At 39.2% G+C, this 12800-nt stretch carries 10 protein-coding genes and 2 tRNA genes; 11 read left to right on the forward strand and 1 reads right to left on the reverse strand.

The window, feature by feature from the left end:
- Positions 1 to 59: 59 nt before the first annotated feature.
- From G6R09_RS07500 to yiaY, 8 genes are all read left to right on the forward strand, one after another.
- On the forward strand, positions 60 to 1703 hold the full coding sequence (locus tag G6R09_RS07500; protein ID WP_240345708.1) for a LytS/YhcK type 5TM receptor domain-containing protein: 1644 nt from the start codon (positions 60 to 62) through the stop codon (positions 1701 to 1703).
- A gap of 13 nt (positions 1704 to 1716) precedes the next feature.
- The gene (locus tag G6R09_RS07505) at positions 1717 to 2439 is read left to right on the forward strand and encodes a LytTR family DNA-binding domain-containing protein (RefSeq protein ID WP_163921501.1); all 723 of its coding nucleotides are present in this window, start codon (positions 1717 to 1719) and stop codon (positions 2437 to 2439) included.
- A 191-nt stretch (positions 2440 to 2630) separates the two neighbouring features.
- The gene (locus G6R09_RS07510; protein WP_065166299.1) at positions 2631 to 3830 is read left to right on the forward strand and encodes an OFA family MFS transporter; all 1200 of its coding nucleotides are present in this window, start codon (positions 2631 to 2633) and stop codon (positions 3828 to 3830) included.
- A 314-nt stretch (positions 3831 to 4144) separates the two neighbouring features.
- Positions 4145 to 4600, forward strand: a complete 456-nt coding sequence (locus G6R09_RS07515; RefSeq protein WP_065166298.1) for an L-alanine exporter AlaE — start codon at positions 4145 to 4147, stop codon at positions 4598 to 4600.
- Between the two features lie 213 nt (positions 4601 to 4813).
- A tRNA-Ser gene (locus G6R09_RS07520) sits at positions 4814 to 4901 on the forward strand.
- Between the two features lie 25 nt (positions 4902 to 4926).
- Positions 4927 to 5017 (forward strand) — tRNA-Ser (locus G6R09_RS07525).
- Positions 5018 to 5858: 841 nt separating this feature from the next.
- The gene (locus G6R09_RS07530) at positions 5859 to 7133 is read left to right on the forward strand and encodes a DEAD/DEAH box helicase (protein ID WP_163921503.1); all 1275 of its coding nucleotides are present in this window, start codon (positions 5859 to 5861) and stop codon (positions 7131 to 7133) included.
- Between the two features lie 529 nt (positions 7134 to 7662).
- Complete coding sequence (gene yiaY, locus G6R09_RS07535; RefSeq protein WP_065166296.1) at positions 7663 to 8811, forward strand: L-threonine dehydrogenase; 1149 nt, start codon at positions 7663 to 7665, stop codon at positions 8809 to 8811.
- A 73-nt stretch (positions 8812 to 8884) separates the two neighbouring features.
- Here the strand turns inward: yiaY and cls are convergent, their stop codons facing one another.
- A complete protein-coding gene (gene cls, locus G6R09_RS07540) occupies positions 8885 to 10345 on the reverse strand; it encodes a cardiolipin synthase (protein ID WP_065166295.1) in 1461 nt (486 codons plus the stop codon).
- A 299-nt stretch (positions 10346 to 10644) separates the two neighbouring features.
- Here cls and G6R09_RS07545 point away from each other — a divergent pair, with 299 nt between their 5' ends.
- From G6R09_RS07545 to G6R09_RS07555, 3 genes are all read left to right on the forward strand, one after another.
- Complete coding sequence (locus tag G6R09_RS07545) at positions 10645 to 11331, forward strand: TIGR01621 family pseudouridine synthase (RefSeq protein WP_065166294.1); 687 nt, start codon at positions 10645 to 10647, stop codon at positions 11329 to 11331.
- 140 nt (positions 11332 to 11471) lie between these two features.
- Entirely contained in the window at positions 11472 to 11681 is a 210-nt protein-coding gene (locus tag G6R09_RS07550; RefSeq protein ID WP_065166293.1) for a hypothetical protein, read from the forward strand.
- An 85-nt stretch (positions 11682 to 11766) separates the two neighbouring features.
- Positions 11767 to 12708: a class I SAM-dependent methyltransferase gene (locus G6R09_RS07555; protein WP_163921505.1), complete on the forward strand. Its 942-nt coding sequence runs from the start codon at positions 11767 to 11769 to the stop codon at positions 12706 to 12708.
- Positions 12709 to 12800 lie beyond the last annotated feature (92 nt).

The raw sequence follows: 12800 nt of genomic DNA on the forward strand, positions 1-12800 counted from the left end.
TTTAAGTGCTAAAACAACTTCAGAGGGCTCATAATTTTACTTCATGTTAAGGTTAAACAATGTATAGCGAACAATTTATGATGTTATTAGCCGTCTTTGAACGTGCAGCCTTAATGCTAATGACATTATTTTTATTAACGCGTACACAATTGTTTCAATCTATCGTTAAGAAAACCCATCGGCGGCCTGCTGAAACTGCGATGATTTCAGCATTATTTATATTATTTGCCGTATTTAGTACTTATACCGGTTTAAATGTAGATGGTTCGCTGGTTAACGTTCGTATTATTGCAGTGCTATCTGGTGGTATTATTTTTGGACCATGGGTTGGTATTCCGGCTGGCATTATTGCAGGCATTCACCGTTATTTAATTGATATTGATGGCCCGACATCAGTCGCTTGTTTGATAACCAGTATATTTGCAGGGTTATTAGCAACATGGATCCATTGCAAATGTACTAAAAAAAATTATGCACAGTTAGGTATTTTAGCGGGAATGTGCTGCGAAATGCTGACAATGATATTAATCGTGATGCTATCTGATAATAAAACTCAGGCCTATAATATTGTTTCACATATTAGCTTTCCAATGATTGTTGGTACGTTATCTATCGGGTTAATTATTAAATTAGTTCAAGATCTTGATGAAGAAAAAGATCTTATAGCAGCGCAACAAGCGAAATTGGCCCTTGATATTGCTAACAAGACCTTGCCTTATTTTCGAATCAACAACCGTCATGCGTTGCAAAAAGTTTGCAGTATTATTCGGTTTTATACTGAAGCTGATGCAGTAGCGATAACTAACACTCAAGATGTACGTGCTTATGTTGGTCGTGGAGAAGAAAAATTTTTAGATGCTCACCATAAAATCAGTCAAATGACGCGTCAAGCGGTAGATAGTGGTGAACAGATCATCAGCAATAATCTTAATGTGCATAACTTTCACTCATTATTGATTATTCCATTATGGGAAAATGGTGAGGTTAGCGGTACCCTTAAAATATTCTATTGCCAGCCCGATCATATTCGAATGTCATTGCGCGAAATGGCTATCGGGTTATCACAAATTATATCGACTCAAATGGAAGTGTCGCGGATTGAGCAGCTAAAGCAAATGGCCTCAAAAGCTGAATTCTCAGCATTACAAAGTAAAATAAATCCGCATTTTTTATTTAATGCACTTAATGCTATTTCTACTTTAATTCGTATTCGCCCTGATGACGCGCGGCAGTTAATTGCAAATTTAGCCGATTTCTTACGTTATAATTTAGAACACGATGTAGAGTTAATTGATATTCAAGAAGAAATTCAACAAGTACGTGATTATGTAGCCATTGAGCAAGCGCGTTTTGGACCTAAACTTGAGGTCGAGTTTGATATTGATGATGTCCATCCACGTGTGCCATGTTTATTGATTCAGCCTTTAGTTGAAAATGCGATTTTACATGGTATTCAACCCTCACGTGTGACTGGTAAGGTATTCATTTCTGTTAAAAAAGCCACGGATAATGTTGTAATTACAATTACCGATACAGGTGTGGGTATTGATCAACAGACGATTGATAAATTATATCAAGGCAAAATAGACTCACATCATATTGGGCTTAATAATGTTCATCAACGGTTATTATTATTGTTTGGCGATGGTTTGCATATTCGGCGTTTAAAGCAAGGGACGACCATGCAATTTTTTGTAAAATAACAGGACTTGTACCATGAGACTCAATGCTTTGATTGTAGAAGACGAGTATTTAGCGCGCGAAGAATTAACCTATTTAATTGAAAAATATAGCACAATTAATATTGTCGCTGCGTTTGATGACGGTTTAGATGCGTTTAAATTTTTGCAATCTAACCAGGTTGATATTGTATTTTTAGATATTAATATTCCCTCAATTGACGGTATGTTGTTAGCACGTAATATTGCTCAGTTTTTACATAAGCCAAAAATTGTATTTACCACTGCATATAAAGAACACGCTGTCGATGCGTTTGAGTTAGAAGCTGTGGATTATCTATTAAAACCGCTTAATGAGCAGCGAGTAATAGGGTTATTAACTAAACTCCAGCAGCATGTTCAAGCGCAACAACCGATAACAAATATACGCAACAATACTGTTAATTTGCTTCATAATAACCGTATTCATGTTACTGCTGTCAGTGATATTTGTTGTGCCATTGCCAATGAAAAAGTCACCGATGTTTATACAGCGAAAGGGCGTTTTGTGGCACAAATGACGATGAGTGAATTAATGTTACGTTTACCCAGTAGCGACTTTTTTCGTTGTCACCGTTCTTACTGTATTAATATCAATGATGTTAAAGAGATCATTCCATGGGTTAATAGTACCTATATGATAAAGCTTGCCCATCTTGAGCAGCATATCCCTGTCAGTCGAAGTAACTTAAAAGCGTTTCGTTGTTTAATGAAGTTGTAGAAAGCAGTGATATGATTAGCGGCTAAATGCATTTCATGCCGCTATATTGCATTCTATTCCTCATACACTACCGCTGATTTTATTGTTTTCTTATCCTCTTGTTATATGTGGTTATTACCGTATTTTGATGGGCAGCAGCAAGGTGATTCATCGCATTACCTTGAATATTTTCATCGTAAGAGGGCATAACCATGACCAACCAACTTAGCCATCGTAGTCGTTATTGGACCTTACTCGGCACCATCATTACTCAGTTTGCTTTAGGTTCTGTTTATACTTGGAGTTTATTTAATGCTCAGCTGGCGGGTAAGTTATCAGAGCCTGTGAGTCGTGTTGCTTTTTCTTTTGGAATAATGAGTTTAGCCTTAGCTATTGCATCATCAATGGCAGGTAAGATGCAAGAACGGTTTGGGGTTAGGAAGGTGACTCTTGGTGCCGGTATTTTATTAGGTGCAAGTTTAGTGCTAACGGCACATGCCACCAATATTTGGTTGTTATATATCTTTGCTGGTTTGTTAATTGGCTTTGCAGATGGTACTGGCTATTTAATGACGTTGTCTAATTGCGTTAAATTTTTTCCAGAGCGTAAAGGTGTCATTTCGGCCTGTGCGATAGGTGCTTATGGTCTAGGTAGCTTAGGATTTAAATTTATTAATATGTACTTCCTTGAGCATAATGGTCTCGAGAGTACGTTTGATTACTGGGGCATCATAGCAATGGTGATGGTTGTTATCGGTGGCTTAATGATGAAAGATGCACCGAAACAACAGGTATCTGCCACAGAATCTGCTGCTGATGTGCGTGATTTCAGCCTTTCACAATCAATGAAATGCCCTCAATTTTGGATGTTAGCATTGGTATTCTTAACCGTTTGTATGAGTGGCTTATATGTTATTGGTGTTGCCAAAGATATCGGTCAAGGATACGTACACTTATCGTTAGATGTTGCTGCAGCTGGCGTTGCTATTATTGCTGTAGCTAACTTAGGTGGGCGTTTAGTACTTGGAGTACTATCAGATAAGATCGCACGAACTAAAGTTATTGCGATAGCATTGGTGGTCTGTTTAGTGGGAGTGTGTGCGTTATTATTTGCTCATCAAAGTATGCTTAGTTTTTATATTGCTGTTGCCTGTATAGCCTTTAGTTTTGGTGGCACAATCACGGTATTCCCTTCATTAGTCAGTGATTTCTTTGGTCTGAATAATCTGACTAAAAATTACGGTGTTATTTATTTAGGCTTTGGTATTGGTAGTTTTATAGGTTCAATAGTTGCTTCTATCTTCGGTGGCTTTATCGCAACCTTCTATTTAATGTTTGGATTGTTAATTGTTTCATTGATTATCGCTTTAACCATTAAGCTACCTCAATTACCACGCTCATCGTTGGCTTAATAAATCGATAAATACGTATAAATAACTAATCCGAATTGAGGTTTTAAATTCGGATTTTTATTGGTGGATATGTTGTGATATCAAAGATATTAACAGTGACAATTAAAGACTTTAATGGTTACTTTCAAACCAGACAAAAAATCCACATTTAACCAAAATAGCAGTTATTAACTCGAAACCACCATTAAATACAGAACCTTATTTTGCAAAAAAACTGTTCTAATTCGCAAATAAACTGCATGGTTTTAATTAAATAGTTTTAAGTAACGATTACTGTGCTCATATTGGTTGATTTTGCTAGTGTAGGAGAGAGAATGTCTGTTGTTAAAGTGCCATTTAAAGTTAGAAATGCTGCTGCAGATATATTTGCAATGGTGGTATTTAGCTTTATTACTGGAATGATGATTGAAGTTTTTATTTCAGGCATGTCTTTTGAGCAGTCATTAGCATCGCGTACATTATCTATTCCTATTAATATCGCAATCGCATGGCCTTATGGCGTGTTTCGCGATTATGTTATTGGTTGCGGTCACAAGTTATCTCCAACACGCTGGATGAAAGGGCTGTCAGATATGGTGGCATATGTAGTGTTCCAGTCGCCTATTTATGCTTGTATCCTGTTTGCAGTTGGTGCCAATAAAGAACAAGTTATTGCAGCAGTAATGAGCAACATTTTAGTATCAGGGGCGTTAGGCGTGGTTTACGGTCAATTTCTTGAGTTATGCCGTAGAATGTTCCGTGTCACTGCAGCAGCTCAACCAATTATTTAATCGCGTTCAGCACTATTGAGCGTAATAAAAAGCATCCGTTGGATGTTTTTTTTATGGTTAAAATATCAAAATCTATAAAAGTGGTATAAGAACAGTGCGAATTGCAGCATAAGTCAGCAAATGGAAAAAAGACGCATAAAAACCCTTGACCCAGATCTCATAAATCAATATATTACACGCCGTCGACAAGCAAAGCGTTGTTGGCAACAATGTGGTGAGGTGTCCGAGTGGCTGAAGGAGCACGCCTGGAAAGTGTGTATACGGCAACGTATCGAGGGTTCGAATCCCTCCCTCACCGCCATATCTCTTTTAAGAGATATAAAATTGGAGAGATGGCTGAGTGGTTGAAAGCACCGGTCTTGAAAACCGGCATACGTTTATAGCGTATCTAGGGTTCAAATCCCTATCTCTCCGCCATATTCAAAAAAGCCGCTAACGAAAGTTAGCGGCTTTTTTACATCTGCATCAAAGTGATTGTTTATGCCAAGTAAGTAAAGCAGGGTTCAAATCCGCTAATCCTCGAAGCTGCTCCGCCACATTCAAGAAAGCCGCTAACGAAAGTTAGCGGCTTTTTTACATCTGCATCAAAGTGATTGTTTATGCCGAGTAAGTAGAGCAGGGTTCAAATCCACTAATCCTCGAAGCTGCTCCGCCACATTCAAGAAAGCCGCTAACGAAAGTTAGCGGCTTTTTTACATCTGCATCAAAGTGATTGTTTATGCCGAGTAAGTAAAGCAGGGTTCAAATCCACTAATCCTCGAAGCTGCTCCGCCACATTCAAGAAAGCCGCTAACGAAAGTTAGCGGCTTTTTTACGTCTGAATCAAAGTGATTGTTTATACCGAGCAAGTAAAGCAGGTTTCAAATCCGCTAATCCTCGAAGCTGCTCCGCCACATTCAAGAAAGTTGCTAGCGAAAGTTAGCGGCTTTTTTACATCTGAATAAACCCACTTTCGTCATTCCCTACAGTGAGGTTACGAACGAGATAGGGAATCTACCACCAGCGCGTTGTAGCATTACTGTTTACATTGGTGTTTTAGTCTATTTCTATCGGTATCTTTAATGCTTAATAGCGTGGTGAATAGATCACCGATTACTCATGCTTCGGTTTCGGAATGACGGACAATAACTCACTAGCCATCGCTCGATAAATTCTCTACCAAGATAGCAATTAACGCCACAACCGAATATCACTAACTGCGTAGAGGCTAAATAAGCTAAAATGACAGTAATTATTTTAGCTTTGAGCCTGTATATTCATGACCACGACGACAACACCTGCCAATTTTGCTGAACTTGGCCTTATTTCACCTTTGTTAGCACGATTAACTGAGTTGGAATACCAACAACCAACGCCGATTCAAGCACAAGCTATTCCAAGTGTACTCGCTGGACGCGATCTGATTGCGGGCGCAAATACGGGCTCAGGTAAAACAGCAACATTTGCTTTACCGCTATTACAACAGTTGCATCAAGCTAAAGCGAGTGAGCCTAAAAACGCTAAGGGTAACTATGCTACTGGTCTTGTTTTAGTACCAACTCGTGAGTTAGCAAAGCAAGTTGCAGATAGCATTAAATCTTATGCGACCCATTTTAATGGTGCGATTAAAACCGTTGCCGTATTTGGTGGTGTTTCTGTTAATACCCAAATGTTGGCGCTACGTGGTGGTACTGATATTTTAGTGGCAACACCTGGTCGTTTATTGGATTTGATTTCAAGTAATGCAATTAAACTTGATCGGGTTAAAACCTTAGTGCTTGATGAAGCTGACCGTATGTTAAGCCTTGGCTTTACTGAAGAACTGTCTGCGTTATTGGCACTGTTACCTAGCAACAAGCAAACATTATTATTCTCAGCGACGTTCCCTGAACAAGTTAAGATGTTAACTCAAGCATTACTTAACGATCCGGTCGAACTGCAATTACAAAGTGTTGATGCAAGTACACTCGTACAACGTGTTTTCAGCGTCAACAAAGGTGAGAAAACCGCAGTATTAGCCCATTTGATTAAGCAACATCAATGGCGTCAGGCGCTTATCTTTGTTAATGCAAAAAATAGCTGTGAGCACTTAGCGGATAAATTGTCCAAGCGTGGCATTATTGCGGAAGTGTTCCATGGTGATCGTGGTCAAGGTGCGCGTACACGTGTATTAGAAGCGTTTAAATCAGGTGACATTGACGTATTGATTGCAACGGATATTGCTGCGCGTGGTCTTGATATTGAAAAACTACCGGTAGTGATTAACTTTGATTTACCGCGTAGCCCAGCAGATTACATGCACCGTATCGGTCGTAGTGGTCGTGCGGGTGAAGTGGGTTTAGCGTTATCATTGATTGACTATGAAGATAGCCATCACTTTAAGGTTATCGAAAAGAAAAACAAAGTTCGTCTTGAGCGTGAACAAGTTGAAGGTTTTGAAGTTGATGAATCACAAGTTTTGTTAGCGGCAGCGAAGCCAATGGCAAAACCGGAAGGTACTGGTAAAAAGAAACGTAAGAATAAATCTGCACCTGTTGATGATTTTTGGTCATAAGATAGATCTTTATGCTGATCACTTTTTGAACAGTGCATAAACTAAAAAATCCCTCGTTAGTAATAGCGAGGGATTTTTTTATGCTAATAATTATAGTGTGAGGATATTCATATCGACCAAGACGTGAATATTTTCAAGAGCGAAGAGTAATAATAAATTGCATTAGCCGCATAGTAGGGCGGAATCGCGGTTATCGTAAGATGATAAAGCGACCATTTACTGGATTTTTGTACCGATTAAATTGAAACGTGATACTGCTTCATGCTGTTTTTAGCCCCAATTATGTTTCCTCAATGAATGTTATCGTTTCCTGTTGGCGACAATGAAAGTGTGTATTTTGCGATCTGCTTCATGGTATTGCAGATAAGTTACAGTGTTTTTTCAATATTTGTTTTAGATCAAATCGATGTTAGAACCAAAGGCGTAAAAATACCTAAGGCGTATTTTTGGCTGAGTGTCATTACTTAAATTGGCTTTATAGAATAAGGCATATTTGATAATGAATATTTGAAAGATAAGGTAAGTTATTATGAGTAGTGCATTTTACATTCCAACCGTTAACTTTATGGGGGCGGGTTGTTTAACTGCTGCGGCTGATGCAATTAAAGCACACGGCTTTAAGAAAGCATTAATTGTGACTGATAAAGTATTAAACGAAATCGGTGTGGTGACACAAGTTGCAGTGTTATTAACTGAGCGTGATATTGATTCTGTTGTTTATGATGGTACTCAACCGAACCCTACCATCACTAACGTAGATCAAGGTCTAACATTACTCAAAGATAACGGTTGTGACTTTGTTATTTCATTGGGTGGCGGTTCTCCGCATGATTGCGCAAAAGGTATTGCTCTTTTAGCGGCTAATGGTGGTCAGATTGGTGATTATGAAGGTGTTGACCGTTCTGCAAAAGCGCAGTTACCTGTGGTAGCGATTAATACCACGGCAGGTACAGCATCTGAAATGACCCGTTTCTGTATTATTACTGATGAAACTCGTCACATTAAAATGGCGATTGTAGATAAGAACACCACGCCATTAATGTCAGTTAATGATCCTCAATTAATGTTAGCAAAACCGGCTTCATTAACAGCCGCAACAGGTATGGATGCGTTAACTCACGCAATTGAAGCTTATGTCTCCATTGCTGCAACGCCAATTACCGATGCAGTTGCGATTAAAGCGATTGAATTAATTGAAGCGAATTTACGCACAGCGGTTAAAGAAGGTCAAAATCTTCATGCTCGTGAGCAAATGGCTTATGCGCAATTTATGGCGGGGATGGCATTTAATAATGCTTCGTTAGGTTATGTGCATGCAATGGCGCACCAACTTGGTGGCTTTTATAATCTACCTCATGGTGTGTGTAACGCAGTATTATTACCACATGTTCAACGTTATAACGCCCAAGTGTGTCCTGAGCGTCTACGTGATGTGGCTGCAGCAATGGGGGTTAATGTTGATGCAATGACACCGCAACAAGGTGCTGCTGCTGCTATTGATGCAATCATGGCATTGTCTAAAGATGTTGGTATTCCTGCAGGCTTAAAAGATCTCAATGTAAAAGCTGAAGATATTGCGTTGTTAGCGGATAATGCTCTAAAAGATGCGTGTGGTTTCACTAACCCTAAACAAGCGACCCATGAAGAGATCTCACAAATCTTTATGGCTGCAATGTAATCGTTAATATTAACTAGATAATATTATCCATTATAATCCATAAAAAAACGCCTCATGATTGAGGCGTTTTTATTTATAGTAGTGGGCTAAACATATAGAAGAAGCGTTCGCCAAATTTATTACGCACTGAGCGTTTTTCCCATTGTTCTTTATCGACAGGCTCAGAGTTCGCGATATAACTTTGCTGTAATTGACTCAGTTTATGAGTGAACTCAAGGTTATCGACTGCCATTGTGACTTCAAAATTAAGCCATAAACTACGCATATCAAGGTTAACGGTACCAATTAGGCAGTGAGTATCATCAATCACCACTGATTTAGTATGTAATAAACCACCATGAAAACGATGAATATGAACCCCTGATTTTAGAAGATCACTAAAGAAAGAGCGACTGGCCCATTCAACCATGGTCGAATCGTTTTTATTAGGCAATACAATATGCACTTCAATATTACGTTCAGCAGCGCCCTTCATTGCATGCAATAAATGTTCACTTGGTACAAAGTAAGGGGTAGTAATAACAATACTTTTCTTTGCTTGGTAAATACTTAATAGCAACACTTGATGAATAATATCATCGGGCATACCTGGACCGGATGGGATCACTTGTACTGTGTCATAGTGGGGGTCATCTTGTTGTGGTATTTTGCAGGCAGGCAGTGGTGGCAAAAACCGTTGTCCTGTTTCTACTTCCCAGTCCCATGCTTGAATACAATTTAGCACTGAAACCGTAGGCCCACTGATTCTAACCATGACATCAACCCATTGACCGACCCCTGCATCGACCTTAAAGAACGCAGGATCAACCAAGTTCATTGAACCTGTGTAAGCAATACTGTCGTCAATAACCACTATTTTTCGGTGCTGACGTAAATCTAATCGGCGTAAGAACATACGAAAAGGTGATACTGCGAGTGCCTCTACCAATTCAATGCCCGCGCCACGAATTAGCTTTGGCCAATGAGAACGGAAAAAACGCATGCTGCCAGCTGAGTCGAGTAAAATACGAATTCTAATACCGCGTTTAGCCGCTTGAATCAGAGCGACGCCAACCTCATCAGCTAAACCGCCAGGATACCAAATATAGAATTCTAGATGAATCGAGTGTTGCGCGTTATTAATATCAGTAATAAGCGATCGTAATATTTCATCAGTTGATGATTTTAGCGATAGTTGATTACCGACTAATCCGGGTAAACCAAGACGGTTTTCACACAGATCACTGATTGGTTTTGCAACATTACTCATATTTTGAGGCTGGTGGCCAGGGCAATCCGTGAGGCATTGAAACCAACTTGCAAATGGAAAAAACATCTCACGAGCACGTTCTGCACGTTTTTTACCAAGATTAAGCTCGCCAAAGAGTAGGTAAGCAATAACGCCACCAAATGGGACGATATAGATAATCATCATCCATGCGAGAGAAACACCAACAGCTCGGCGTTTGAAAACCACACGTACAGTGACAGCGGCAATTAACAGCCAATAGGCGAAAATGCCAATCCACGTTAAGATTTGGTAAAACTGTTCCATTGAATGACTTCATCAATATAAATACACTTTGTATGTATAGTGCATTGAAATTAAAAAAAAACCTAATATTCACTGCCTTTTAATGCTTATGTTGAATATTCAAGGCTATTTTTGAGGGCTTGTTACCGTTTTCAGTGCTAATAACAGCGTAATTATTGATCTTATAACAATCGCTTTAGTGGTAATAGGCCATTCATTGTTTTGATGATAATGAACAATATATTTCTCAAAGCTGTTCTTTTTTTAAGGGCTGGTTATACTCGCGCCATCTATGTACTGTAAAGGCGTTATTTTCAATTATGTTTGATCTTGTTTACCAGCATTCTGATTTTTTAGTGATTAATAAGCATCCCGGGATCAGCGTTCATAAAGATGATAATGAACAACCTCTACTTGCTGCCGTTGCTGCACAAACCGGTGATGAAAAGCTTTATTTAATCCATCGATTAGACAAAATGACATCGGGATTATTATTACTTGGGCGCAATAAAACCGCCGCAGCTGCATTATGCGCTAATTTTGCAGAGCGTCGAGTAGAAAAATTCTATGTTGCTATTGGTACTAAAAAACCCAAGAAAAAACAAGGTGTCGTTATTGGTGATATGACCCGCTCACGCCGCAGTAGTTGGAAATTAGAAACAACCAAACACAACCCTGCAATAACGCAATTTTTCTCTGCGGCAGCAGGAGAAGGTCGACGGATCTTTTTGTGTAAGCCTTATACCGGTAAAACCCATCAAATTCGTGTTGCCTTACGCAGTGTTGGATCAGGTATTACTGGTGATGATATTTATGGTAATGAAGCGGCTGATCGTGGTTATTTACATGCCTATGGGTTACGTTTTCCATATCAAGGTGAGTTACAACAATTTTTATGCCCACCAAGTGTCGGAACATTATGGTCAACACCTGAAGCACAACAAGCCTTTATACAATGGCAACAACCGTGGTCTCAAGCATGGCCTATTTTAGCCCATAAAAAGTAATACTATGAATTAAATATCTGCAGTTAAGGGATAACTGCGGGTATTATCAGCAACTGATAGCTAAGATTGTGGATGTGGATTTCTTTTTGATAGCGATAAATTATAATACGTGCAGGGAATGTATTAGTTAGAGGTTTACAATGCGAAGTGCTCATTCACGTACGCTTAAAATGCGAGTTTCTCAGCAAAAACGTCAATCACAGCATCGTCGAAACCGTGCTCAACAACATTTATTATTACCAGAAACAACCCCTCGTCATTTTTTACCCTCATCTGCAACACTGAACTTGCATTCAACTTGCCTTATTGATTATTCGATTGAGTATGTACTCCGTGCTAAACACCATTAGTTAGTGATTCTACTTGGGCTGTGGTTGGTATTCTGGGACGCAACGTATAGAATAGCCGCCTTAATTGACTACTTTGAATGATGTTATGGAAATTAGTGCTCTACCTACCTTAGAAGCTCATTTATTAACGGCTTTAACGACACCACCAACAGAAGTCCGCCGTTTATTTCATGGTCGCGGTCGCTGCTGGCTCGGACTTGAACAAATCACTGTTGATTGGCTACAAGGGCAAGTGCTGGTTTCCTTATTTAAAGAACCTGATGCTGATTTTATGGCGGCATTAACCGATTTGCTGGCAAGATTAACCCAAACTGACGTTTGGCAAACCAGTGGTGCTCGGAGTCTATTATTACAACATCGTGATCGTCAAGGCTCACCGATGGATGTTGTATGGGGACAAAGCTCTGACTATCAAGATGTTATTGAAAGTGGCTTAACTTACAAACTTGATTTAGGTCGTAATCAAAATAACGGTTTATTTTTAGATATGCGTTATGGCCGTGATTGGGTGCGTGAGCATGCGGCAGGTAAGCGCGTACTGAATTTATTTGCTTATACCTGTGGTTTTTCTGTTGCTGCGATTGCGGGTGGTGCAGAATTTGTCGTTAACCTTGATATGGCAAAAGCGGCATTAAGTCGTGGGCGTGATAATCATCATCTCAATAACCATGATCTAAAGAAAGTGAGTTTTTTAGGCCATGAGCTCTTTAAGTCATGGGGTAAAGTGCGCAAGATGGGACCTTATGATTTAATCATTATTGATCCGCCATCGTTTCAAAAAGGCAGTTTTGCGCTGACGAAAGATTATCAAAAGATTCTACGTCGTTTACCTGAGTTACTCACTACTGAAGGGGTTGTATTAGCGTGTGTAAATGATCCTTCATTAACCAGTCAATTTCTTATTGATGGGATGGCGAGTGAAGCACCTGATATGGTATTTACCCAGCGATTAGATAACCCACCTGAATTTAATGAGATCGAACCAGAAGGTGGTCTAAAAGCGTTAGTATTTGAGCGCCGCAGCTAAGTTTTAGTGTTCAATATCAGTATTAAAAATTAGCATAAAATATTCAATATTATCATCCCTTATCAATTTTATCGCTTGATGTGAGTAAACTG

Source organism: Photobacterium sp. Alg240-V54 (assembly GCF_900537155.1).
GTDB lineage: Bacteria > Pseudomonadota > Gammaproteobacteria > Enterobacterales > Vibrionaceae > Photobacterium.

Coding starts and splice junctions, on each gene's coding strand:
- yiaY (WP_065166296.1), top strand. CDS start 7,663: ATGAGTAGTGCATTTTACATTCCAACCGTTAACTTTATGGGGGCGGGT.
- G6R09_RS07515 (WP_065166298.1), top strand. CDS start 4,145: ATGTCTGTTGTTAAAGTGCCATTTAAAGTTAGAAATGCTGCTGCAGAT.
- G6R09_RS07555 (WP_163921505.1), top strand. CDS start 11,767: ATGGAAATTAGTGCTCTACCTACCTTAGAAGCTCATTTATTAACGGCT.
- G6R09_RS07550 (WP_065166293.1), top strand. CDS start 11,472: ATGCGAAGTGCTCATTCACGTACGCTTAAAATGCGAGTTTCTCAGCAA.
- G6R09_RS07505 (WP_163921501.1), top strand. CDS start 1,717: ATGAGACTCAATGCTTTGATTGTAGAAGACGAGTATTTAGCGCGCGAA.
- cls (WP_065166295.1), bottom strand. CDS start 10,345: ATGGAACAGTTTTACCAAATCTTAACGTGGATTGGCATTTTCGCCTAT.
- G6R09_RS07545 (WP_065166294.1), top strand. CDS start 10,645: ATGTTTGATCTTGTTTACCAGCATTCTGATTTTTTAGTGATTAATAAG.
- G6R09_RS07510 (WP_065166299.1), top strand. CDS start 2,631: ATGACCAACCAACTTAGCCATCGTAGTCGTTATTGGACCTTACTCGGC.
- G6R09_RS07500 (WP_240345708.1), top strand. CDS start 60: ATGTATAGCGAACAATTTATGATGTTATTAGCCGTCTTTGAACGTGCA.
- G6R09_RS07530 (WP_163921503.1), top strand. CDS start 5,859: ATGACCACGACGACAACACCTGCCAATTTTGCTGAACTTGGCCTTATT.